The organism is Carboxylicivirga taeanensis, assembly GCF_051851475.1.
In the GTDB taxonomy this organism is placed as follows: Bacteria; Bacteroidota; Bacteroidia; order Bacteroidales; family Marinilabiliaceae; genus Carboxylicivirga; species Carboxylicivirga taeanensis.
Genome location: NZ_JBPUSJ010000002.1, coordinates 221,514 through 246,609, shown reverse-complemented (window position 1 = coordinate 246,609; position 25,096 = coordinate 221,514). Strand labels below are relative to the sequence as shown.

Annotated in this window: 23 protein-coding genes; 12 read left to right on the top strand and 11 right to left on the bottom strand. The window is 42.1% G+C overall.

The window, feature by feature from the left end:
- Nucleotides 1-6 precede the first annotated feature (6 nt).
- From ACSX1H_RS04540 to ACSX1H_RS04525, 4 genes are all read left to right on the top strand, one after another.
- On the top strand, nt 7-2,898 hold the full coding sequence (locus tag ACSX1H_RS04540) for a type I restriction endonuclease subunit R (protein ID WP_439182522.1): 2,892 nt from the start codon (nt 7-9) through the stop codon (nt 2,896-2,898).
- A gap of 300 nt (nt 2,899-3,198) precedes the next feature.
- The gene (locus ACSX1H_RS04535; RefSeq protein WP_439182520.1) at nt 3,199-3,711 is read left to right on the top strand and encodes a hypothetical protein; all 513 of its coding nucleotides are present in this window, start codon (nt 3,199-3,201) and stop codon (nt 3,709-3,711) included.
- 21 nt (nt 3,712-3,732) lie between these two features.
- Nucleotides 3,733-4,446, top strand: a complete 714-nt coding sequence (locus ACSX1H_RS04530) for a DUF3800 domain-containing protein (RefSeq protein WP_439182518.1) — start codon at nt 3,733-3,735, stop codon at nt 4,444-4,446.
- Nucleotides 4,446-4,961, top strand: coding sequence for a hypothetical protein (locus ACSX1H_RS04525; RefSeq protein ID WP_439182517.1), 516 nt, complete (start codon nt 4,446-4,448; stop codon nt 4,959-4,961). Before ACSX1H_RS04530 ends, ACSX1H_RS04525 begins: the two co-directional genes overlap by 1 nt.
- A gap of 116 nt (nt 4,962-5,077) precedes the next feature.
- On the opposite strand, the gene ACSX1H_RS04520 is transcribed toward ACSX1H_RS04525, so the two are convergent.
- Nucleotides 5,078-5,470: a hypothetical protein gene (locus ACSX1H_RS04520; RefSeq protein ID WP_439182515.1), complete on the bottom strand. Its 393-nt coding sequence runs from the start codon at nt 5,468-5,470 to the stop codon at nt 5,078-5,080.
- Nucleotides 5,471-5,584: 114 nt separating this feature from the next.
- On the bottom strand, nt 5,585-5,713 hold the full coding sequence (locus ACSX1H_RS04515) for a hypothetical protein (protein WP_439182513.1): 129 nt from the start codon (nt 5,711-5,713) through the stop codon (nt 5,585-5,587).
- A 1,118-nt stretch (nt 5,714-6,831) separates the two neighbouring features.
- On the opposite strand from ACSX1H_RS04515, the gene ACSX1H_RS04510 reads away from it, so the two are divergent.
- The gene (locus ACSX1H_RS04510) at nt 6,832-8,328 is read left to right on the top strand and encodes a S10 family peptidase (RefSeq protein WP_439182511.1); all 1,497 of its coding nucleotides are present in this window, start codon (nt 6,832-6,834) and stop codon (nt 8,326-8,328) included.
- 15 nt (nt 8,329-8,343) lie between these two features.
- Nucleotides 8,344-9,180, top strand: a complete 837-nt coding sequence (locus ACSX1H_RS04505) for an alpha/beta hydrolase (protein ID WP_439182509.1) — start codon at nt 8,344-8,346, stop codon at nt 9,178-9,180.
- A gap of 536 nt (nt 9,181-9,716) precedes the next feature.
- Here the strand turns inward: ACSX1H_RS04505 and ACSX1H_RS04500 are convergent.
- From ACSX1H_RS04500 to ACSX1H_RS04490, 3 genes are read right to left on the bottom strand one after another with little or no spacing between them, the layout of a single operon-like run.
- Nucleotides 9,717-10,988: a DUF6161 domain-containing protein gene (locus tag ACSX1H_RS04500; protein ID WP_439182507.1), complete on the bottom strand. Its 1,272-nt coding sequence runs from the start codon at nt 10,986-10,988 to the stop codon at nt 9,717-9,719.
- 10 nt (nt 10,989-10,998) lie between these two features.
- Complete coding sequence (locus tag ACSX1H_RS04495) at nt 10,999-11,451, bottom strand: hypothetical protein (RefSeq protein ID WP_439182505.1); 453 nt, start codon at nt 11,449-11,451, stop codon at nt 10,999-11,001.
- Nucleotides 11,444-11,884 (bottom strand): helix-turn-helix transcriptional regulator, encoded by a 441-nt coding sequence (locus ACSX1H_RS04490; protein WP_439182503.1) that lies wholly within the window; start codon nt 11,882-11,884, stop codon nt 11,444-11,446. The genes ACSX1H_RS04495 and ACSX1H_RS04490 overlap by 8 nt, the downstream gene beginning before the upstream one ends.
- Here ACSX1H_RS04490 and ACSX1H_RS04485 point away from each other — a divergent pair.
- Entirely contained in the window at nt 11,861-12,019 is a 159-nt protein-coding gene (locus ACSX1H_RS04485; protein ID WP_439182751.1) for a CotD family spore coat protein, read from the top strand. The two genes, ACSX1H_RS04490 and ACSX1H_RS04485, sit on opposite strands and share 24 nt — an antisense overlap.
- A 747-nt stretch (nt 12,020-12,766) precedes the next feature.
- Here the strand turns inward: ACSX1H_RS04485 and ACSX1H_RS04480 are convergent.
- The 4 genes from ACSX1H_RS04480 to ACSX1H_RS04465 form a co-directional block, all read right to left on the bottom strand.
- Nucleotides 12,767-13,222 carry a DUF5675 family protein gene (locus ACSX1H_RS04480; protein WP_439182501.1) on the bottom strand — a complete coding sequence of 152 codons (456 nt, stop codon included), beginning with the start codon at nt 13,220-13,222 and terminating at the stop codon, nt 12,767-12,769.
- 334 nt (nt 13,223-13,556) lie between these two features.
- Nucleotides 13,557-14,030, bottom strand: a complete 474-nt coding sequence (locus ACSX1H_RS04475) for a hypothetical protein (protein ID WP_439182500.1) — start codon at nt 14,028-14,030, stop codon at nt 13,557-13,559.
- Between the two features lie 218 nt (nt 14,031-14,248).
- Nucleotides 14,249-14,440 carry a hypothetical protein gene (locus ACSX1H_RS04470; protein ID WP_439182498.1) on the bottom strand — a complete coding sequence of 64 codons (192 nt, stop codon included), beginning with the start codon at nt 14,438-14,440 and terminating at the stop codon, nt 14,249-14,251.
- 58 nt (nt 14,441-14,498) lie between these two features.
- The gene (locus ACSX1H_RS04465) at nt 14,499-15,254 is read right to left on the bottom strand and encodes a hypothetical protein (protein ID WP_439182496.1); all 756 of its coding nucleotides are present in this window, start codon (nt 15,252-15,254) and stop codon (nt 14,499-14,501) included.
- A gap of 196 nt (nt 15,255-15,450) precedes the next feature.
- Between ACSX1H_RS04465 and ACSX1H_RS04460 the strand changes: the two genes are divergently transcribed.
- The 4 genes from ACSX1H_RS04460 to ACSX1H_RS04445 all read left to right on the top strand — a co-directional run bounded on the left by ACSX1H_RS04460 (nt 15,451) and on the right by ACSX1H_RS04445 (nt 19,004).
- Nucleotides 15,451-15,648: a hypothetical protein gene (locus ACSX1H_RS04460; RefSeq protein ID WP_439182494.1), complete on the top strand. Its 198-nt coding sequence runs from the start codon at nt 15,451-15,453 to the stop codon at nt 15,646-15,648.
- A 627-nt stretch (nt 15,649-16,275) separates the two neighbouring features.
- Nucleotides 16,276-16,464, top strand: coding sequence for a cold-shock protein (locus ACSX1H_RS04455; RefSeq protein WP_439182492.1), 189 nt, complete (start codon nt 16,276-16,278; stop codon nt 16,462-16,464).
- Nucleotides 16,465-16,927: 463 nt separating this feature from the next.
- Nucleotides 16,928-17,974, top strand: coding sequence for an L-dopachrome tautomerase-related protein (locus ACSX1H_RS04450; protein WP_439182490.1), 1,047 nt, complete (start codon nt 16,928-16,930; stop codon nt 17,972-17,974).
- Nucleotides 17,975-18,176: 202 nt separating this feature from the next.
- Nucleotides 18,177-19,004, top strand: coding sequence for a nitroreductase family protein (locus ACSX1H_RS04445; RefSeq protein ID WP_439182488.1), 828 nt, complete (start codon nt 18,177-18,179; stop codon nt 19,002-19,004).
- Between the two features lie 141 nt (nt 19,005-19,145).
- On the opposite strand, the gene ACSX1H_RS04440 is transcribed toward ACSX1H_RS04445, so the two are convergent.
- On the bottom strand, nt 19,146-20,780 hold the full coding sequence (locus ACSX1H_RS04440; protein WP_439182486.1) for a hypothetical protein: 1,635 nt from the start codon (nt 20,778-20,780) through the stop codon (nt 19,146-19,148).
- Complete coding sequence (locus ACSX1H_RS04435; RefSeq protein ID WP_439182484.1) at nt 20,780-21,568, bottom strand: ABC transporter ATP-binding protein; 789 nt, start codon at nt 21,566-21,568, stop codon at nt 20,780-20,782. The genes ACSX1H_RS04440 and ACSX1H_RS04435 overlap by 1 nt, the downstream gene beginning before the upstream one ends.
- A gap of 175 nt (nt 21,569-21,743) precedes the next feature.
- Between ACSX1H_RS04435 and ACSX1H_RS04430 the strand changes: the two genes are divergently transcribed.
- Nucleotides 21,744-25,013 (top strand): S41 family peptidase, encoded by a 3,270-nt coding sequence (locus ACSX1H_RS04430; RefSeq protein WP_439182482.1) that lies wholly within the window; start codon nt 21,744-21,746, stop codon nt 25,011-25,013.
- Nucleotides 25,014-25,096 lie beyond the last annotated feature (83 nt).

Sequence of the window (25,096 nt, the reverse complement as noted above, 5' to 3'; positions counted from 1 at the left end):
CAGATTATGACAACCCAACCCGAACAAGTATTAGAAAACAATCTGTTAGCCCAATTAATTAAATTGGGTTATAAAAATGTTGTCATTAACGATGAAAGTGACCTATTGACCAACCTGAAGTCACAGTTAGAAGTCCACAACAAAACAGAGCTTTCTGATAACGACTTTAAGCAAATACTCAACTACATCAACAAAGGCAATGTATTTGAGCGAGCCAAAATACTGCGCGACCGGGTGCCCTACACCAATGATAAAGGTGAAGCAAAAACCATTGAGCTTATCAATCAAATCCATTGGTGTCAAAACCAGTTCCAGGTCACACAGCAGGTAACCATGGAAGGCAAATACAAAAACCGTTACGATGTCACCATCCTAATCAACGGGTTGCCCCTCGTACAGATTGAACTCAAACGCCGTGGCCTGGAGCTAAAAGAAGCTTTTAACCAAACCAATCGTTACGAGCGGCATTCCTATTGGGCAGGTCATGGTCTTTTTCAGTTCATCCAGATTTTTGTCATCAGCAACGGGGTCAATACCAAATACTACGCCAATAGTCCCTTGAAAGCCCGTTCCTTTAAACAAACCTTTTACTGGACCGATGTCAACAACCAGCTCATCACCCAACTGGTCGATTTTACTAATGTATTTCTGGAGCCTTGTCACATCTCCAAGATGATTTGTAAATACATTGTCATTCACGAGTCCGACAAGATACTGATGGTGCTCCGCCCCTATCAGTTTTATGCCGTGGAGGCCATCATTGAACGGGTGCAAACCACCACCAAATTTGGCTACATCTGGCACACCACCGGTTCCGGAAAAACACTCACCTCCTTTAAAACGGCGCAGATACTTACCAACTACCCAAAAGTGCACAAGGTGGTGTTTGTGGTCGACCGTAAAGACCTCGATTATCAAACTACCAAAGAGTTTAACGCCTTTAGCAAAGGTAGCATCGATGGCACCAACAACACCAATACCCTGGTCAAGCAAATGACAGGTGACAATAAGTTGATTGTAACCACCATTCAAAAGCTCAATACCGCTATCAGTAAAAAGCGCTACTTGTCCAAAATGGAAACACAAAAGGACAAGCGCATTGTGTTCATCTTCGACGAGTGCCACCGCTCTCAGTTTGGCAAAACGCACGACGACATTAAGAACTTCTTCACCAAATGCCAGATGTTTGGTTTTACTGGTACGCCTATTTTCGAAAAAAATGCCGGAACCAATGAGTTTGGAAAGCGAACAACCAAGATGCTGTTTGATAAAAAGCTGCATGAATACGTTATTACCGATGCCATCCGCGATGAAAATGTGTTGAAGTTCTCGGTAGAGTACATCAGAACCTTTAAAAAGAAGGATGAAATCTTTGACATCAATGTAGAAGCCATTGATAAGGCCGAAGTGATGAATGCCCCGCAACGCCTCAATAACATTGTCGATTACATAATCAATAACCACAGTCGTAAAACGCACAACCGCGAGTTTACAAGTATTTTTGCAGTTTCTCAGGTAGAACACGAAACAGGATTTACACCGGTAGTTGAGTATTACAAGTTGTTCCAGCAGAAAAAAGAACAGGGTCTGCATAACTTAAATGTGGCTACTATATTTTCCTATACCGCGAATGAGGACGATAAGGACGCCATGGGTAATTTCATCGATGATGAGTTCCTCGATGATATGGATAACAATCCACGCATAGCGGCCGAACCAAAAGCAAAGTACAACACGCAGCATACCAGGGACCATCTGGAAAGTTTTATCCAGGATTATAACAAGCAATTTAAAACAAAATTCACTACTAAGAACAGTGAAAGTTTCTATAACTATTACAATGACATCGCTAAGCGCGTTAAACACAAGCAGATTGATGTATTGTTGGTGGTCAACATGTTCTTAACCGGTTTTGATAGCAAAACCCTAAATACCCTCTATGTCGATAAGAACCTCAAATATCACGGTCTGATTCAGGCTTATTCACGTACCAACCGTATTTTAAACGAGCTGAAATCACAGGGTAACATCGTATCATTCCGTAACCTGAAAAAAGCCACGGATGAAGCCATTTCGCTGTTTTCCAACATCAATGCCAAAGATGAAATCATCATGCAGCCCTACGAAGAGTATGTGGCTAAATTCAATACGGCATTTATTGACCTGCTCAAAATTGCGCCAACCGTTAATAGCGTCAATGACTTGCAGGATGAGGAAAAAGAATTGGAGTTCATTAAAGCATTCCGCGAACTGATGCGCCTGAAAAATGTACTGGTCACCTTTACTGAATTTAAGTTCGATGACCTGTCCATGCCAGAACAAAGCTTCGAAGATTACAAAAGCAAGTACCTCGACTTATACGATAAAGCTAAATCAGCCCATCAAAAGGAAAAAGTATCCATCTTGGGAGATATCGATTTTGAGTTGGAACTCATTCACCGCGATGAAATAAACGTCGCCTATATACTCAAGTTGCTGGCCAAATTGAAAGATGCACCTGAAGAAGAGCAACAGAAACAAAAACAGTCTATCATTGAAATCATGACCGGTGACGCCAGGATGCGTAGCAAGCGTGAGTTGATAGAGCGCTTTATCCAGGAGAACCTGCCTCTCATTGAGGATGTCGATGATATTCAGGATGAATTCGAAAACTACTGGAGCAAGGAGCGCCTCTTGGCCATCGAAAACCTGAGTAAGGAAGAAAACCTGGATGCCGAAAAATTGCAGGAGGTAATTGGCAACTACATGTTTACCGAAAAGAAACCGCTCCGTGATGATATCATTGACATGATGAATAAACGGCCATCATTAAAAGAACGCAAAACAGTAGCTGAACGGGTTACAGATAAGATAATCGGTTTTGTAGAAACCTTTATTAATGGGATAACAAGACCGTAAAAGAAACATGTATTTCATGTAAGTATTGAAGCTAGTAGTTAAATTTGAAGTCAGTAGAAAAATTAGTTCAAAATACACAGCTCTGGAGCGTTGGACTGTCAAAAAGGCGAGCGCGCGTTGGGCGGCGGGATGAAGCTTTTTTTTGACTAGAGTTTTTTGTTTACTTTTTGTGGCAATGACAAAAAGTAAAGACTTGTCCCGTGTCAAAACGGGAGTCCATACGGCTTTAGTATTAATTATGTAACAGTAATTATAACTAGATTGGTTAAATAACAACCAATCCCAAAATTATAAAAACCCATGGCAATATTTGCAGCCTTTAGCAATGGCGATATCAGGGAGTATGAAAATAAAGAATCAGCATTAAAAGCAAATGCTCAGTTCATCTTTTGGATCACACTCAAAAAGAATGAAAATAATAAGAAGATATACAATGTAGAATTTATTCAAAATGAACAATCCGACACATTAACGTTTGGCTCCTGGAAGTTCAAGAATATTACAATTGAGAATCCCTTAATAGGTAGTGATTTCTATCTTATCGGATTTCAGTTAATTGATATCGCAGGAGAAGTTCGCTCCTATTATTCCGAAACACAACTATTTAGTAAAATCTTTGATGAAACAGCCTACGATTGTAAATCTTCGTATCGCATCATAATTAGTATAGGCCCTCTAATTGCCATTGCCAATCAAATCCAAGCTTTTCATACTTGGAACGAGTTGGAGTTAAAGTATGAACTAATTAATAAAGACGACCAGATTAAAAAACTCAAGGAACAAATTGATAAATTGTCAAAGAAAGAGGATTAATAGTTTTTATCATTTAAACAAATGAACCATTACGATATATTCATCGACGAAAGCTGCCACTTACAGCATGACCATTCCAGTGTCATGAGCATCGGCTTCATTAAGGTACCTCACAATCAATACAGTGATCTTAAAAGTGAATTGATTACCTTAAAAGAAAAGCACGGCATACCCCATGAATTTAAATGGAACACCTGCAGCAACACAAAAAAAGAGTTTTACCACGAACTGATTGATTTCTTCTTTGAAAAGCCATTAGCTTTTCGGACGGTAGTCGTTAAATACAAAAACAACCTCAACCACGAACAATTTAACCAGGGAAGTCACGATAACTTCTACTATAAGCTCATCTATTTCCTCCTGAATAATGAATGGTTCACGCCCTCATGGGATCGGTATCGCGTTTTCCTGGACATAAAAGATACCAGAGGCCGTGATAAACTGAGAAAAATACACGAAGTATTTAGTAACAGACATTATGGTGATACGCCATTTGAGCTCTTCCAACATATTCGCTCTCACGAATCGGTGTTCATCCAGCTGGCAGATTTCTTCATTGGTGCAGTAACCTATAAATCACGTGACCAACATCTGGTTGACAATGCCAGTCCGGTTAAAGTAGATATCATCAGATACCTCGAACATAAGTCCGGCTATCAACTGGATGAGGGCACCGAACCTTGGGAGGAAAAATTCAATATATTCGACCATCAACCACGCAAAAAAATCCTGTAATGAAAGACGTGCTTGATGCTTTGGAACCATACTTCGATTCATTAACACAGGATGAGGAAGATAAATTAGATGAACTGCATGCAGTTTTTCAAAACCATTTCATTGATAATACCTTTGAAATCGATGGTAAAAAACTAGTGGTTAAACGCCATATTTACAATCCTCGAAAAGATGGTTTGCCAGCTCACTTTTCTCGCTATTTTGAAAAATTTGTCCATATCGTCACCCGTACTGAAAATCTCAGACGTGGTAAAAAGCGTTCTTTCAGAGCCGATAGAGCCAACCGCATCCATTGGATTAAACCAATTTTGGAAAACAGAAACGACGAGCGCATTTCATGCTTTAAATTTCAGGAAAGTGATGATACAATACGCGAGTATTTCTGGTATAAAGCGAAGAAATACATGGTTATACTGGAGGAGGTCTTACCCGATTACTTTTTGATTACTGGCTTTTGTGTAGATGATAAAAACCTCAACTATTACCTTAATAAAGAACGAAACCAATGCGCATAAAAAAACCGCATTTACGGTAATGCGGCCAACCAAGTCCTTTACTCAACTGAGCAATGACATCACAAATGTAGTATATTTTTACACTTTTGTAAATACTCTTGGTTTATTTTTAAACCTTAATAGGTCACAACCAAATCAACAACCTGCTCAATTCGTTCATTCTTGGGCACACCTTCCAGTTTATCACGTCCATTGAGTGCCCTGCTTAAATATTCTACTTCCTTTTCATTTAAAGGTTCCTTTTCCAGCTTACTCAGGATATTCTTTGCGAGCAAATATCGGTAATAGTAAATGCGTATTTGACGTGGTGTGGCCGAATGCATCTCCCTCACAACCTCATCCAGGATGCCTTTTTCATACTCGCTTAACTCAAATTGCTCCTTATCCTGATTTTCGTTGCTTGTTTCAGCAAAATCCTCTTCTGCATCCAATAGATTTGGAGAGCTTTCATCGCCACCGAATTCACTCTCCACAATGGTCGTTATCTTTCCGCCAGAATCAGTAAACATGTTCGATGCAGTTATGCTTCGAATTATAATCTCAGTACAAAAATGTTTATAACATGAAAATAAAGCGTTTACGAACTTTATATATCACCATCACATTCTAAGTAACTCTTTGAGTCAACCGGTCCATCGGTGTTCGTCAGCCCTCGTCAGCAAAGTATCGTGCCAGGCTTTCGCAGCCCTATTTTCATTGTCTGCTTTAAAGGCATTCAAATAGCGCTGCTCACTAAAGTCATTTTTATTCATGGGTAATGGTTATTCCTTTTTCAAATTCACAAATCGACAGTTCGCCAAATCCCTATGCTGGTGCGCGAGTCCCCTCGCGTTCCAATGCTATTATTCTCCCATTACCCATCCAAATAAAAATGAGCCAGTCACGCCCTTTGCAGTTCCAACGGGCTTCCTCACGGCAGCTCTCCTTGTGTCTCAGGCACATTGTCTTCACAGCCTTGCGTTCCGCCACTTCGTTGGGCGTAGCGTCTCGCTACGTCTGTTCTTCCAATAAACCCTCACCACAACCGCTGCCAGTGTTTGGCTCGCCTGCTAGTCGCGGCGGGCATCGGGCTGCTGCGCCCCGTGGGCAAAGCCCTTACGGGGTCACATTTTTTGCTTTGGCCTCCGTTCACTCGTCGCTCCCTTGTGCCTGCAGTAGCAGTTTCCACATTTCATCACCATCAATGCTTCAACTCATTTTCTTTCAATTCCACAATTCCACAATTCAACAGTTACTCATTCCATTACCAAGCTGCACATCATCTCATTACTCATAGCTCACATCCATAAAACTGCCACTTCGTCACCCGCATAAGGCGCATTCGGTTCCCATTTCAACCGCTAAACTCCTCAACTTTTCAACACCATATAACCCAATCCACATTCTCATAGCTAAGCTGTAAACCATCGGATTACTCACTACTCATCTCTCTCCTCTAATTTCTCATGCCCCTTAGTTCCCAAACGCACGCGCCGTATTCACTCCGTCTCATGGCAAAAAATCCGCCAGCCCTCGGCTTGTTCGTTCCGTGCCTCCACTACCAAGCTATGGCACTTTCCGCTTCCGTTGGTCGCTCTCATCCTGCCACCCTTGCTCCACTCGCAGTCGGCTCGACCCGTCATTCCACCGCAAACCACTCATTCGTTAGGCGTAGCGTCCCGCTACGTCAACTTCATTCGCTCATTGCGCTTCCATCCAAACGCTTGCTGTAGGCACCTGTCCCTAATTTCAAATAAATCAAACTATAGCTGCTTGTGCGGCCTTGCTGGGCACCAAAGTTAATTTCGGCATTGACAACTCTTATATAGCCTCGTAATTTTGTTGCCTCGTCCCTGTTAGTCTCATTCGCATTCAATTAAAACATACTGCCATGAAAACTGTAACACGGACTTTACTTGCGCTGTCTATTTCATTTTGCCTTTCGTTAGTTCTGGCGCAAGAAGACAAAAGAAGCCCAGAGCTAAAGGAGCAAACTATTAAAACCAAACACAAACTGATTATTGACAATTCGGCACACAACTACACCGCAACAGCAGGCACCATTATCCTCAAGGATAAAAAGCAAAACCCCCTGGCTTCCATATTTTATGTCGCCTACACACTAGACGATAGCACAGCCAACCGCCCGGTTACCTTTGCTTTCAACGGGGGACCTGGGGCTGCCTCTTTAGGATTAAACCTGGGTATTCTGGGCCCCAAAAGAGTGGAGATGAGCAAAAATGGTGATCTACTGCCTCCACCCTATCACTTAGTCGATAACATCTATTCTGTACTGCCAAATACCGATTTAGTTTTCATCGACCCCGTCGGTACTGGATTTAGCGTGGCGGATAAATCAATTACTGAGGAGGCATTTTATGGAATTGATGAAGATATGCAGGCCACGGCCGAGTTCATTCGCTTATATTTATCTAAAAACAATCGCTTTAACTCACCTAAATTAATCATTGGAGAAAGCTATGGTGGCTTTCGAGCGTGCGTAGTAACATCCTTTCTGCAGAACGAATACAACGTGTATATTAATGGCATCATGCTTATTTCCCCGTTTACAAATGATATACTCACCTGGGACTCCCCGGGTAATGAGCTACCATATATGACCATCTTACCATTTTACACCGCAACGGCCTGGTTCCATAATAAATTAAATGATGATTTAATGCCAGACCTGTTTTCAACCATCAAAAAATCAGAAGCATTTGCTCAAAATGAACTAGCCCTGGCAATAATAAAAGGAAATAATCTATCCCAAACAGAACTTGATAACTTGGCAGTAAGGTTATCTGAATTAACCGGTTTAGATGTCGAATACCTAAAAAGTAAGAATTTGCGTATTAGTACTAAAATGTTCTACGACAAACTTCTTGAAAAAGATGGACTGCGAATGGGAAGGTATGACTCACGATTAACAAGACCAATTAACCCAACAGACAATTGGACAAGTGATGCCTTGTACGACCCGAGTATCACAATTATGGACGGCCCATACTCCACCACTTTTTACCAATACCTTAAAACAGACCTCAATTACCTCGACGAACGTCAATACATTACCTTTAACAGCTCTATATCAGCACACTGGAAAAGTGGAAGATTTGAAGGTCGTCCTATCTATTTGGGAGAAGACATCAGTAGAGCACTGATTAAGAATCCTTTTCTTAAGATTTTTGTTGCTGCAGCTTACTATGATGGTGCCACCCCCTTCTCTGTAACCACCTATTGTTTTGACCATATCCAATTTGAAGAGAATACCAAAGACAACGTCACCATCAAATACTATGAGGCTGGTCATATGATGTACATCGACCAAACCCAGCTACAAAAGCTGAGTGAAGATTTAAATCAATTTATTAAGCTATCCTATTAATTGAATCAGTAGATCATGAAACAGTCCCTGCTTACACTCCTTTTGATAAGCCTTTTTTGCTCCTGGTCGTATGGACAAAAAAGCCCTGTGAGTCTCAAGAACACCCAAACAACCTGGTTGATGTCTGAGGCGGTTAAAGACAGCTTCCTGATTGAAGCTTACATCCCCGATACTCCAACACCCCTTGACTCCTTACCTATTTTAGTACTTTTAGATGCAGACATGACATTCGGCATGACCTATGATATTGTCCGATGGCTGAACTGGTGCCAGGAGATACCACCTGTAGCGCTGATTGGCATCAGTTATGGCAGTTCTGAAGCTACATGGTGGCAAAAACGCTCCAGAGACTATACTGTCTGCAAAGATTCTTCTAATGTTTTTGGGCAATGGCCATTAGCTGGTAGTGGGGTTCAGTTTATCCGATTCATAGAAGATGAATTACTTCCATTTATTAAAGATGAATATAAACTGTCCTGTACTAATCAAACACTAATTGGTATTTCCTTTGGTGGCCTCATTTGTACGAATATTCTTTTCGCCAAACCTTCTTTGTTTAAGAACTATATAATTGCCGGACCGGCCTTACAATGGAACAATCGCGATGTTTTTGAACAAGAAGCCCGATACGCATCGCGCAATAAAGAACTTAACTCCTGCGTATTTTCGGCAATAGGTAGTTTAGATTACCAAATAATAACAGAGCCATGGCATGACTTTAATAAGGTCATCAATGAACGGAACTATTCCGGCTTTATCTTCCAAACAGCCATAATCGAAAATGAAACCCATTACTCCATGTACCCTGCCGCACTAACTAAAGGAATAAAATTTGTGTTCGCCGATAATTAGTTACCTGTCAATGTTTAATGAGCGGAACATAGTGTCCCGCTACGTCCTGTCTCTCTCGCTCATCCTGCCACCCTTGCTCCACTCGCAGTCGGCTCGACCCGCCATTCCTGCGCAAAACCACTCATTCGTTAGGCGTAGCGTCCCGCTACGTCAACTTCATTCGCTCATTGCGCTTCCATCCCTACGCTAATCGCAGGCGCTTGCCCTTAATACCTATTCAGTATATCTTCTGCCCTCTGCCTATCCTTCAATCCTTAAACAAAAATCTCCCAGCCTGCCAAATAGTAAAGGTCAGGCCCTGCGGGTTCGGGGCTCCAAATCTTTCTAATTATCGCTTTTTACTTACCCCCTCAACACTCATCGCTCAACGCTGATTCTTTACTTTATATTCGTCAATTCGCATTCTCAATTCCTTTAATTCGCAAGTAAGCGCAGCTTACCGCCCCTCAACCTTGACTGATTTTGTCAGTCTGAAAAAAAGGTGGTTTAAGGGTTTAAGTCTAGATGTATTATAACTAATTCAACTCAAACCTATACTATTGTGAGATGATCTTATTAATAAACCCATTGGCCCCCGGCATGGTTGGTGATGCATCGTCTTTTAAAAGGCCTGTGTCGGCTCTGCTGAACAGGGATTGTAGAATAAGCTGACGGTCTTTATCATCGACATTGCCATCGTGCTTTAGGGAGAGGTATAGGTAGGTTAATTGTTTGCGTTCCTCGGCATCGCGTGCCAAGTGAAAGGCACTAAAGGTTACTTTGGCCAGCAAGCCAATGCCATAGGCCAGGAATGAAATAAAGGTGATAAAAATGATGGACCACCGAATGGCTGTCCCGGTTGTTTGAAATATTTTATCAAGTGTTTCCCCCGGTAATAGTAGTAATAGAGTAAACAAAAGTCCCGCACCCAAAACGACTAAGGCAACCAATGCTACTAATGTTTTTTGTCCTTGTTTTTTTAGTGTTGTAGCCCTGTTTTCCCAATAATCAGCAGGGGCTTTTAAGCTGAGTAGTTCCTTGTAGGTTTTTTCAAGGACCTCTTTATTATCACCGGTCTCTTTAACGAAGTTTTTATGGTTCTCCTTGGCTTCCTCAAACCAATTATTGAAAACGGTTTCTTTAGATTCTTTGGTTGTATCGATGGCCTTGGCGTAGTTTTCGCTTTTTTCCTGCGAGGCTTTTAAGTAGTCGTTAAGCTGCTGTTCTGATTCGGACAGGTATTTACTAAAGTCATTACGAAGCCGAGTGATGGATGCTTTTTCGGCATTGCGGCGTTCGGTGATTTTAGAAGTGTCTTTTTGGATGAACTCGTAGGCGATAGCGTAGGAAGCGAAGTTTTTAGGCGTTGTAGGAGAAATGCCATGCCCGGTTTTATAGGCAACGATAAAGTTGAAAACTTCCTGAATATGTTCAGGTTGCTCCAGGTCAAGTTTAATTAGAAACTCTGTTTCTGGACAGTTATAAGTAAAAATACGTTGTGGCTGTTTAGAATTAATATTTCTTTGAACATTATTCCAAACTCCAGTGAGCTGACTATCGGAATAACTTTGAGCATATGAGATGAATTGTTCAAGATTATTCAGAGTATCCTTAAAGAAGGAGGATGAATCAATTAACACAGTGGGTATTTTATCTCCCAAAGCTTCCCACCCTTTTTTTTGAGTCTGAAAGAACAGGTAGATGGCCGTAAAACCTTGCAGGTTATGTGTTATGCCAATAGTATTGAAATTCAGATTTAGCGTTAGGTTCTCGTACCATGATGGAGCTTGAGCCTGAGCTAAAGCAGCCTTGAGTTCTTTAAGGGTCATTGATTACGGGTCAATTATTGTTATCGGTCAATTCAAAGACCTGGTCTTCTGTAATAATTTCGGCCAAATTAACTGTGGGCAGGTGAAACTGGTTGAATTTTGTGTTCTCAGTTTTGGCATGCAGTATGCCACGTGCAGTGCCTACTGTAATTACTGCCAAGTGTTGAATCATACCTTTGGGAATGGTGAGTTGTTTACTTTCGCTATCGAATAAGTTTTCCCAAGATTCAGTATTGATTTCAAAGTGACAACCTGCTTCAATTGTCATAAATGGTTTTTCATTGCATGCGAATGTAAAGGCCGCAAATACCCCTACCAGATGATTTTCAATACTGGCATTAAAGCGGAAGTCTAACTTTAGCTGTATGTCACTATCAGGGCAAAAGTTATCTTCGAATGTGGCAAACTGCTCTGTTGTCACTTTGGCCAGTGCAAAGCTTACCTCGTTGTTTTTATTATCCATTGGTACCTGTTGGGGTTGTGAATCCTGTATTTAGTTTAATCACTTTAGTCGCCACTGTAACAGCCGTATTTCTGTCAACTTTATCAATTGAAGCCGCTTTTACACTGAGGGTTGTTTTGCCAGTAGGCACTTCCATGAGGCTAATACCCAATACTTGTTCAATTTTAGCAATGGTTTCAAGGGTCATATTTTCTTTACCCTTCACTACTTTATTAATGTATTGTGGAGTAACGTTCATTGCCTCGGCCAGCTTTTTCTGTGTCATGCCGTTCACCGGTTTCTGAGCACGTATTTCGCTCAAAATGCGCACAGCTATTTTAGCTGACTTATCTAACCAGGCTCTATTTTCTTTGCGCCATTTGGCTTTTTCTAACCAGCCAGATTTATCATCACTGATTAGCTTTTTGAAATTTTCCAAGTTTGCTTTACTCATACTACTAATGTTACTACTAATGTTACTAAAAGCTCAAAGTCTTATTCATTTAGCATTTCTTTAAATGAATCGATGTCGAATACATCGTTTTGCTGTAAATACTGTTTACACTTTTCGAGTTTGACTAACTCTTGAGCTGTATTGGGTCTATCGTCCATCTTTTCGCATAATTTGATAGCACCTCCTGTAATCATGTAAACATTGGAATCAATTCTAATTGCATATAATCTTAACCACCTTCTACGGGCTTTTTGTTTTGATAAAGAAAGAATGCGGACTTCGTTATTATCCAGGTTCCGAAATAGGACATCTAGTTCAATGGGCTCATTTTGAACTGCGTCGAATAATGTATCACTAAGTAATTGAGCTTCTTCAATTGTATCAGAAATTGCATTGTCGATTGTTAAATTATAATATCCTAAATCTGCTTCATTCTCTTCGAAGAATGTTGATAAATAATCAGGGTCAGCCCACAAATCAAATAAACGTTCTAATTCATCAGGCTGTTCCTCATGGTATTTTACTGCAGTTAGATTTTCACCAAATATACATACTATTCTCATAAAATCAACTTACAGGTTTATTTTTAACGTTTTTTGCATGATTTTGTTCCACTCTATGTGATTAATTCATATAAAAATTCCTGATTCTAAAAAACATTCTAATTATCGTTTAATGATTTCATAAAAATAAATAATTAAAAGAATTTTTATTAAGAACCATAGTGTAATTCTTATAAATTGTACTGATGAAACCTTTTTGGAAAAACCGGGTAATGAGTCTGCCAATAGCAGTCCTGATTTCGGAAGTCAAAACCATTTCACCAAACGGTGGGTAATTAAGATATATTACCCTGGCTGGTGCGCAAATCCTCTATCATCCCTATACCCTATCGCGCACCTCTAATATCACCTCATCACCCCTCAAAATAGCATCCCGCACAAGCGGATAAAACCGGTTATAGGCCACCGTACTATTGCCAATAAAACCCGCTTTCTCCTGGTTATTATTCGCCGTGTCACCAACCAATAAACAGCCGGCCGTATCATCATCGTCATTACCAATATGAAGTAGAATATCGGTAAAGCCAGGCACATCCATCACCTGCAGCATGCCTTTATGAAACTCTGGCCCATACTTTTTTAGATACCGCCAATGGTGCCCGCCAAACGTGCGCAGCTCAACTCTGTAGCGACCGGCCGGTATACGTGTTTCACCTATTACCTTAACAGCCCGGTGCTCATCCTCCAAAGTATAACAAGCAAACACCCCATCAATAAATAACAGCCCCAAAGTACTCTCCTTAGAACTACTATATCTCAAAACCTTTAATTCCATATTCCTAATTTTTACCCATTAACTAATTCATTCTTTGACCTCAGCAACGCACGTGTCCCGCCATGGCGGGAGCTGGAGAACCCTCTCAATGCCAGTCTCTCGCGCGGTGGCCGGTCAAATCGCAAGAGCCATTGGAGGCGTGAATGACTGATTGACCTATTAATACATCAAAGGGGCTTGACCTTTGTCGCGGAACGAGACCTTACTTTGATAGATTTAATGTCAAGCAGGCAAAGCGCGCAAGCCCATCGATTTGACTAGCTTTTTTTGTTTCGTTTTTGGAGCAATGCCAAAAATGAAAACCTGTCTGGTAAGACAGCAGCATGTTATAACCTCACTTCTTTTTACTCATCATCTCACTCACCAGCGGCGCTACATTCTTAACCGCCCGTTCGCCAAACAAGAATCCCAACACCAGAAAATTAATGACCCACAATGCCGATTCCAGTTTTTCATTGCCTTTCAATGACCAATTCCCGGCAAACACCATGTAATCCATATACGCCACAAAATAGCCCCACAAAGGCCGCTGAGCACCCCGCATAAACAGCACCACCTTACCCAACCAACCCGACTCATGCAGGTCTTTAGCCGTTCCTTCCAGCTCCTTCACCCGCTGATTAAATTCCTGCTCCGCCTCCAGAGATAGTTTCACCACCTCCATTTCATGCCGGTGTTGCAGCTCCATCAGTTCCGTTTGCAGCTGTTGCTTCTCAGCTCCAGTCGTCACAAACCGGTCGATGAGGTCGCCCACATCCTTAAAAAGGCCATTCCCCAACAATGCCTGCATCTTCTCAAAAAACTTCATTACCCAATGATTCGTTATAATTCATTTTTATTAGCTCAATTCGCGATCACAAAAAAGGCCCTTGAATTCAAAATTCAAGGGCCCATCAACACACATTATCAACAGCCGTTTCTGCCAACCAATAAATTTCATCACAAACACAGCCCTTGTCTGGCTCGCCTACTAGTTAATCAATTCACCAGTTCAACTCCTCAACCCTTAAACTATCAACTCCTCAACTATCTACCCTTCAAATGATTCTTCATGAAATACTTCAGCAGCCACGATACACCAAAACTCACGATCGTACCCAGAAACGTATAGAAAACAGTCTCAATAACTCCTTCAAATGAAATCCCATTCAGTAGACTAATTATTGTACCACCAAGAAATCCCACTCGTCCGCTACCATTCAATGAAGCCTCACTCATAATCCTGTCTTTTAATTAAGTTGTAAATCACTTCTGCCTACTGGCTAACAACTACTGCCTAAACTTTATCCACCTCCACAATCGCCATTGGGTTATGTGTCTTTGTTTGGATAGGATACATATGCCCATTCACCGCCTGGTAGTACTCCACCCCAACCACAATAAACACCGGATGAGGTGAATCTGCGGAGATAGCACTATCAATGCTGATAGCCGCCTGCTCAAGAGCGCTCAGCTCAACATCGGCACCATCCACCACATCCACTTCATAGCTCTGGTTACCAAAATCAACCGCTGCCGTTGCCAGAATAAAACGCACATGCGTAGCACCTTCCACCTGTGGCACCTCTTCACTCGGATTGAACGCATCAATAGCCAGCTGCGTCGTACCAGCGGCCCGGTCAAAAGCAACTGTGTGGCTCAGTTTCAAGATTGTTTCCAACGGAGCGGCCGCATTAAACTCAAAACCTTTCAGTAAGGATAGGTTACCATCCAGCACCGTGCGCTCTCCGCGCCGGTTAGTCGCATCAGCCTGTATCGCTTTCAGCATAGCTGCAGCCAACCGGTTTGAAACCCGATTATCCGACCCCCGCACCAATACTTCATTCAAAGCATTTCGCAACTCCTTACCGGCTTTCCCGGCGCGGCCAAACTCAGCGCCATTCTCACGCGTACGTGCATAGGCCGGGTCCTTCTTAATGCGCTCTCCGTCCACGCCTCCTTTTTCACGCGCCATATACTGACCTCCACTCTTGTAAAATGATAAATCACCAACGCGCCCTTCCAGCTTAATCACTCCTTTTTGCCTTGCCATAACATCATGTTTTATGGGTTAATAAGCTCAAAGTACAATCCCATATGTAGCAATTCAAATAACGCTGTCCGCCTTGTCTCACAAGGGCACTTTTGTCCGGAAAACATCACATAAATCAGCACTTGTTTTAGTATATTAGAAGTACACTTCAAGCAATGATGAAGTATAGATATAGTAGTAAAAAAGTATAAAATCTATGAAGCTAACCCGTTTATGCATCTACCCAAAAGATGTGCAACGCATCACTGGGAAAAGCGAAAAAACAAGCAGGCGTATGCTGAATAATATTAAAAAAGCATTGGGCAAACAAGAACACCAGTTCATAACAACCGAGGAGTTTGCCTTTTATACAGGCATAGATGCCCGGCTCGTCCGTGAATATTTAGTTGATTAATCACGCCCTCACCCTTTTCCAACGGTAGCACTGTTCCTTCATCTCAACCTATTTGAATCTATTTGATGTATCTCGCTATCACCTTTGATTATCATCCTTACGCATCCTTAAGCAGAGAAATCAGTATTTAACGTGATTTTCCTTATTGCTACTCATTATTTTTAGTCAATTTTGATGCAAATCGTGGAAATTATTTTCGTAACTTTGTTAGTATCAACGGATATCAAACGCATTCAAATTCAATCATTTGAATCGGGAGCTTTTCGGGAATCGCTTTATATTGATTTTCACAGCATATTGGTTATAAAAGATTTACAGGGAATGGCATGAATCCTGTCATCCCGACAGCTGAAAAAAAAGACTTACAAATTACTTTGTAGGTCTTTTTTCGTTTGTATAAATGACGAATCAAAAGTCTCAGCGCCTAACAAATATTTGAAGCCTCATTGCTCATATATCGCACAGCCGGCAGCGTTGCTTGCTGTTCTATTTCAGAAGATAGCTTAAATGTAAACGAGGTTTATCAACTGTTAATTTTTGTAAAAAAATACACTATTTCATTAAATAGCATTGAATCTCAGATTATTAATGTATGTTTGTCGCATATTATAATTTCAATACAATAAGATGAATAAAGGAAAAGTAAAATTCTTCAATGACGCAAAAGGTTTCGGCTTTATCACTGAAGAGAATGGTAAAGAACATTTTGTGCACGTTACTGGATTAACTGACGAAATCCGTGAAGGTGACGAAGTAGAATTTGATTTACAAGAAGGTAAAAAAGGCTTAAATGCCGTTAATGTGAAAGTAGTTTAACTATATAACGTTTTTTATTACTGTACCTTTAAGGAGGAAATTCAATGTGAATTTCCTCCTTTTTTTATACCCCTTGCTGATAAGATGACGCAAATCCTGCATGCATAAATAGTTTTTGAGCTATTTATTTTAGTCATAATTTTCCACTAAGGACAAAAAAAGTTTGCGAATAGAACTAAAAACTGTCTTACTTTCTTAATACTGCAATCTTAAAAGCCAATCTGATTGTGTTTCAAAACCAACTGTCATTGGAGATTTATTCGATTAATATAAACTCAATGCAGGAATAGTTTCTGTACTAAGGGCTAGCGTTTAGTCAATCATGCAGAACAACTAATCTGCAACAGCTTATCATTATTAAATCACTGCCTATAGATTTACTATCACCCAAGATGGAGTCCGACATCGGTAAAACCAATTATATTTTTGTAAATTGTTTCAGTAAACTTAATAAGTTCTGAATATGAGATATCTACTCCTTATTTTTGCTCTCGTTATATCCTTTACATCATGCCAATTCAACAAAAAAAAGGATCAAAATACCGCTCTGAATCTGACACCAATCATTGTATCCGAAAAACAGTGGACTGGGATCGCCATAAGTAAGGAGGGGCGAATGTTTGTTAATTACCCCTACTGGTCGGGCCATGTACCTGTAAGTGTAGCTGAAATAAAAAATGGTGTTGCACGTGCCTACCCAAATATGGAACAAAACCAGCGTACCGGAAATCACACATTTAATGCCATACAATCGGTTTATATCGATGACAAAGACCGATTGTGGGTACTGGATACGAACAACCCACAATTTAAGGGCGTTAACAAAAATGGCCCACAGCTTTATCACTATAATCTGTCCAACGATGAATTGGTAAAAACATACACCTTTCCTCCAGGCGTCTATCAACCACAATCCTACTTTAATGATGTAAGAATTGACACCCAACAGGAAATAGCCTATATAAGCGATTCAGGCGATGGAGCCATCATCCGACTAGACCTTACAACTGGCGAATCGCAACGCCTATTGGATCATCATCCTTCCACACACAACGAAACAGACCACCTGATATGCGATGGACACCGTTGGGAAAACAAAGTGCATGCAGATGGCATTGCGCTGTCGCCCGACCGTGCTTATTTGTACTACATAGCCCTATCGGGGCACACACTTTACCGCTTACCTACACAAGTTTTGATGGATGTTACGCTCAGTGCTGATGAGATAGGCAGACGCGTTGAAAAAGTTAAAAAAATACCGGCTACTGATGGAATGCTTTTCGACAAAAAAGGGAATTTATATTTAGGAGGTCTGGAAAACAATTCAATAAACAGGTTAACCACAGATGCTAAACTTGAAACCGTTATCCAATCGCCTCGCATTCGCTGGGCCGACTCATTTACCATGGATACAAACGGTCAACTTTACTTTACCACCTCTCAAATTCATTTACCAGAAAAAGAGCGGGGACAATATGAAGTATTTATGCTAAACGTAGAAGCTGAGTAAGTTAAACCCTTTACACACATACTCATACTATCCTGAACGGTGTCAAACCCTGAGTGAGTATTACCGGTGATTCAAAAATTAGTGATTGATTAGTATTGGGCTGTTGTTTCAGGCATCACAATTAAACATTCATTAAATAAAAATATACTTTCAAGCTAAATGGATTGCTTACATTTGTCGTCCCAAAAAAAGTAAAAGACAAATGTTAGACTTTAAAATTAACGAGGCAAAATGCACGCAGTGTGGACTTTGCTCCAAAGAGTGCCCCACCCTAATCATTAATGGCAAAAACGGTGTACCGGAAATAAAAGAAGGAAAAGAGAAGAACTGCATCAGATGCCAGCATTGCTTGGCTGTATGTCCAACAGGTGCCCTTTCTATCTTTGGTAAGAATCCGGAAGACAGCATTCCGGTGGATGAACATATACCTTCAGCGGAAGACATGGAGCGCCTCATCCTGACACGCCGCTCTATTCGTAAATTCAAAAATGAAGAAGTAAACGCTGAAACCATTCAGCAGCTGATAAAAAGTGCTGCTCATGCTCCTACTGGTCACAATAAAAATCAGGTCTTACTATCACTCACCAATACCCGTGAGGAGATGGATAAAGTTCGTCAGCTTGTCTATGATGCCATAAAGCGCGCCATCGAAGCAGAACAATTAGATAGCTCTTTGTCGATGTACGGAGCCATGCAGAAAATGTGGGAAACCAAAGGTATTGATCTTATTTTCAGAGGTGCCCCTCACCTGATAATTGCCACAGCCCCTGAAACAAACGGTAACGGAGTGGCCGATTGCGTTATTTCACTGAGCTACTTTGAGCTGTTGGCCAACACCATGGGCATTGGCACCTTGTGGAATGGCTTTCTGAAAGCAGTGATGGAACACATAGCACCAGAACTAAAAGCGGCCTTTGGCATACCCGATGATCATCGCATTGGCTACATCATGGTCTTTGGTTTACCGGCCGTTAAATACGCCCGCTCAGTTCAGTCTGACGGTTTGAACGTCAACAACATTCAGTTATAATACATCAGGAAGCCTCTCACATTGAAGAGGCTTCTTTGTTTTATCTTTTTCACAGCAAGCTGTCCAAACGGTCAGCAGAAAACTTAATATTCAGCAGCAATTATTTCAGCATTCAGCTTATTCTCCTCTTAACCCTTCGCATCATTTTTGCCCCCTTACCCAGCGGTGAGATAACGAAATGAGTATAGGCAATGTAGCACACAGGCCTATCGCAAATGCCACGTGAATAAGAGACAAGAGGTACACAGCACCCACTATTACGCCTACCATCAGCATGCCTAAAAATATTATGAGAGTCAGTTCCCCTTTATTAATCATTTCTCTGGCTTTAGAAAATGGCAAAGGGCTTCTCTGAATGCGCGTGGATACAATTGCTAAAGCAGCACTCCAGCCAACGCCCAAAACAAAATAAGGCAATACCCCAAAGCCCCAAATCAAGATAACAGGTACTGAATATAGTAAGTACAAAGGCAGGAAAAAAGTAAAAAGCACAGCTTTAATCGCACCCGTCTGAATATGGTATTTCTTATCCGTTGTGGCTACATCATATATCCAGCCGGCCTCTGGCGAGTCGGTATAAGGAATAATGAATATGCCCAGTGCACCAAAAAATCCGGCAAGAAAAAGCATCAGGTACGTTGAACTTTGTCGCAAGTCAGCAAGGTATTCGATGAAATTGTTCAGCTGCGGTTTTAAAAACACAATCGCCATAATAACACTGTAGGCTAACATGGGATAAAGCTGCTGCTTTAGTTTGCGATCGCGACGGATGTGGCTCATAGTTACTGCCCAGCCCATTTTTTCAACTTCGGATACGCACAAAACCTTTATAATACTGTTTAACCACCTGCCTGAATGGGTCACCTTACCCACCTTATTGCTGGTTGTAGTTGTTCCTGATCCTGTTTCGGCAATGATGCTATTAAACCCGGTAGATAAGGCGCGTACCAATAGCAGAGTCCCTATCACTGTGACAGCCACAGTTATCAGAAACCAAACACTACTGCCGGCCAGAGGAATACCTGCTGTAAAGCAAGCAAAACCAGCAAACCATACAGACGGAAGCAGGTGCGTCCACCAGGTACTGGTAAAGGTATACTGTTCCATATTAAGCCCTTCAATAAAATTGGGCACAAGCTGGTAACTGGCCATGATAATAACCGCCAAACCAATCTGAAAATAATTGAGCACGTCCTTAAAACGACTTAGGGTCACCAGCCTGGATAACAGCATATAAAAACCAACGGCTAAAAGCAAGGTAAACCAAGCACATAAAAATACCCCAACTAAGAATGAAAGCACCAGAAACCCATAGTTGACCGCCAAATAAATACTAAAGGGAAGACTTAAGGACAGTGCAATATTGCTAATGTAAATGGCGATGTGCACCAACCGCACCGCTAAAAGCGTGCGCGAAGAGATTGGACGTGGCAGCAACACATAATTCTCTTTTTCATCAAATAATACCGACGTAAACTCAGTGAGCATTGTTGTACCGGCAAACACAATTAGAAAAGCATAAAACAGAGTCAGCTGAAGCATTAAATCGGGCAGACGATAAATTCCATATAGCACTATAGCACCTAAAAAAAGATAAACGAGCAGCTGCTTTAGCAAAGTTTGCTTTTTACTCGCTGATTGAAAACTGTTTGGCGGCCGACGAAAATCCATTTTTAATTTGGCAGCTAATAATACCTTAAAATGGTGTGCTTCAACTCCAAACACCTTTAATAAAAAACTAAATGGCATCGCTAACATCTGCATTACTGCTGTCATTATCTGGATTTAAAAACCTCATCAAAAATATCAGAATCAACACTCTCTCCCTCACCACCGGTCAGTTTAGCAAACACTTGCTCCAACGAAATTTTGCTGTTTTGCTGCAACTGCTCAAAGGTACCATCAGCTATAACCTGTCCGTTAGCAATCAGTATGATACGGTCGGATATCTTTTCTACCACATCCATCAGGTGAGAGCTGTAAAAAATAGTTTTCCCCTGTGCAGCCAAACGCGTAAGCATGTCCTTCACCAAAATCACCGCATTGGCATCCAGGCCATTTAAGGGCTCATCCAGAAATAAAATATCAGGATTGTTAATAAGGCCGGCAATGAGCAGTATCTTCTGCTTCATCCCTTTCGAGAAAGTATCCATGCGTTCATTAGCATGCTGCTCCATCTTGAAGTATTTCAGCAATGAGTGGCTCCGTTCATCAATCAACTCAGGGGACATATCGAACAGAGTGCCTATCAGCTTCAGGTACTCAGTGGGTGTCAAGGCTTCATAAAGCGCTCCATTCTCGGGCACATAGCCAATGCGGCGTTTCACATCAAGGGTATTCTCACGCAAAGACAATCCCATTACTTCCACCTCTCCTTCAAAAGAGCTTAATAACCCACACAAAATTTTCACCGTCGTACTCTTTCCGGCACCATTGGGACCAATGTATCCAATTATCTGCCCCCTATCGATGCTCAGGTTAATGCCCTTTAGCACTTCCTTTGCTCCCGCACCTGTTCCATAAGACTTCCGAAGCCCGCTAATGGTAATACTCTTCTGTGTCATTTAGTTAAGTTTTGCCTCTTGATTATCCTAGAGCTAACAAAAATAGAATTTGAACAGCAAAAACGAACTTGTTACAGAGATTTAAATTATCTATTTTAGTATTTCCTCTTCAGTATGAAGAATATTTCCCATTGTTATTAAACCTTAAGCATTGTCTAAACCTCAATTTAATTTCATGAATCTACTATCTTACCAATCATCATTCAGGATGATGTTCTGCTTAATCACAAGCTTGCTTTTGTCTGCTCCCTATGCAAGGGCAAGTGAAACACGCCTGCTTCGTCAACCTAACATTAGTGAAACACATTTGGTGTTTACCTATGGAGCTGATTTATGGCTAACGAGTAAAAATGGCGGCAATGCAATCCGCTTAACCAGCACACCCGCTGTAGAAAAAGACCCTTACTTTTCACCCGATGGACAAACCATTGCATTTACATCTAATCGTTCGGGTACCGATGCGGTTTATACCATGTCTGTTAAGGGCGGTGAAGCCACACGACTCACCTGGTATCCGGCAGCTTCTCAGGTAAGAGGCTGGACACCTGATGGACTGTCGGTTCTATACACGTCTGACCGCGAAACAGCTCCCAGTTCGCACCACCGCTTGTGGACGGTGAGCAAAGAAGGCGGCCCCTCAAAGTTGCTGACAAAGCAATGGGGCACCAAAGCCAGTTATTCTGCCGATGGTCAGCACCTGGCACTTGACCGGGTACGCCGTTGGGATGTTGAGTGGCGCGCCTACAGAGGAGGGCAAAATACTCCACTCATCATCCTGAACCTCAACACCTGGGAGGAAGAGTTACTGCCCAATGAACGAACAACCGACATTCAACCTGTTTGGCTGGGTGAGCAGATCTATTTTTTGTCAGACCGCGATTGGGTAAGCAACATCTGGTCTTACAACACCACAACTAAAACACTTGAACAGCTCACCCATTTTAACACAAACGATATCAAATACCTATCGGGCCACAAAAACGAACTGGTATTTGAGCATAACGGCTATATCCATTTATACAACATTGATTCGCAGCAAAGCACGCGCCTGGCGATCAATGTGGCAGGCGACTTTCCCTGGGCTGCAACCCAATGGGAAGAGGTGAGTAAGAAAGTAACTTTTGCACGGTTATCTCCAAGTGGCAAACGTGCCATCATGGGCGCACGTGGCGAAGTTTTTACAGTGCCTGTCGAGCACGGCAATACGCGTAATATTACCAATAGCTCAATGGCTGCTGACCGCAAACCTCTTTGGTCCCCTAAAGGTGATCAAATCGCCTGGTTTTCCGATGAAAATGGAAAATATGAAGTAATGTTGACCACTCAAGATGGCTTGGGAGAGGTCCAAACGATCGGCATTGGCGAATCAAAAATGGCTTGGGAGCCTTGCTGGTCGCCGGATGGAAAATACATTGCCTTTGTTGATGATGATGTGCGCATCAGGGTGCTGGATCTGAATGCCAAAACCATTAAAACCATTGATGCAGCCAATAATAATTTTGAACGTGGCTCCATGGGCATTACCTGGTCTAAAGATGCCAAATACCTGGCCTACTCCAAAGCAGGTGCCAATCATTTCCGCCGTATCTATATTTGGTCGGTTAGCGATAATAGTACAAAGGCCGTTACCAATGCCATGGCCGATGCCTTCTCCCCAGCCTGGGACCAAAATGGCAAACAGTTGTATTTTCTGGCCAGTACCGATTTGGGACTTGCATCGAGTTATGTCAACACCAGTGTTATGTCGCCAGAAGATGCCCGCTACACGCCTTACGTGATTAACCTCAATAAAACAGACGAATCCCCTTTTGAGCCCCGCAGCGATGAAGAAGAAACTAAAGAGGAAAAAGAGGAGGATGAAAAGCCGGAAAACGGGAAAAAATCAAACGCTAAAGAAGCAGACAAAGACCACGATATTACTATCGATTTCGAGGCCATTGAAACCCGCATTATGGCAATGCCAATGCCTAAAGGAGCCTATCAGTTTATGCTAAGCGGGCCTGAAGGTGTTGTTTTTATAGGAAAATCGGAAAACAAAAGCACTACCATTCATAAATTTTCTTTGAAAGAACGCAAAGCAAAAGAGTTTGTTTCGGGAGCCAGCTCAGTGTCCGTTTCGGCCGATGGAAAACACCTGCTTGGCAAATTCGGAACCTCCTGGAAAGTAATGAGTACGGCTAAAGACAACGGGAAAGATGGCAAAACACTGAAGCTTGATTTGACCACCAAACTAGACCGCCAAGCCGAATGGAAGCAAATATTTGAAGAAGCCTGGCGCTACCAACGCGATTTCTTTTACGACCCCAATATGCATGGTCGCAACTGGGATGAAGTATACGAGCGCTATGCTCCACTTGTACCTTACGTTAAACACCGCAGCGATCTCAACTATGTGTTAGACATGATGAATGGCGAACTGTCGGTAGGACATAGCTTTGTGTTTGGAGGAGACATGCCCGATGTGGAAAAGGTATCAGTAGGCCTGCTCGGCGCCGATCTGGTTCAAAGCGCCTCACATTGGCAGATTAAACGCATCTACACCACCGAAGTATGGAACCCCGACTTATCCAGCCCGCTTGAGCGTCCGGGACTGAGGGTAGAAGAAGGTCACTACCTGGTTGGAGTAAATGGCAAGGAGCTGACTGCAGCCGAAGACCCTTACAAGGCTTTAGATGGTACTCGCGGCATTCAAACGGTGCTGCACATCAATGATAAAAATACATTTGAAGGCAGCTGGACCATTACCGTGAAACCAATCGCCAGTGAGCGTGCTTTGCGCCAACGCGCCTGGGTGGAAGACAACCGTCGTTTGGTTGACAATCTATCAGATGGTAAATTGGCCTACGTTTGGGTACCCAACACTTCCAATGCCGGTTTTGTATCATTTAACCGCTATTATTTCGCTCAGCAAGATAAGCAGGGAGCCGTTATTGATGAACGCTTTAATGGTGGCGGCCTGTTAGACGACTACATGGTTGACCTGATGAAGCGAGACCTCCGGGCAGCCTTAACCAACGAAGTACCAAATGGCTCACCAATTTTACTGCCTGCCGGCATTAAAGGACCTAAAGTATTACTTGTCAACGAAATGGCCGGCTCGGGAGGCGATTTCTTTCCTTGGGCCTTTAAGCAACAAAAAATAGGCCCTGTTATTGGAGCCCGCACCTGGGGTGGACTGGTTAAGTCATCGGTTCACTACCGACTGGTTGATGGCGGAGCCTTAACGGCACCCGACAATGCTGTGTTCGACCCCATAAACAACGAATGGGTAGGTGAAAATACCGGTATTGCCCCAACCATTGAGGTGAGAATGGATGCAAAAGCCATGGAGCAAAACTCAGACCCACAACTGGAAAGGGCCATTAAAGAGGCGATGTCGCTTCTCAAAGCGAAACAGACCATAACGCCTCCTCCATTTCCATCGCCATCTGTTAAAAAACAATAACTGATACACAACAGAAAGCCGCCCAAACCTGAGCGGCTTTCTTGTTATTAAACCTGACCCGGCTTATAAAATCGGCTGTCCGG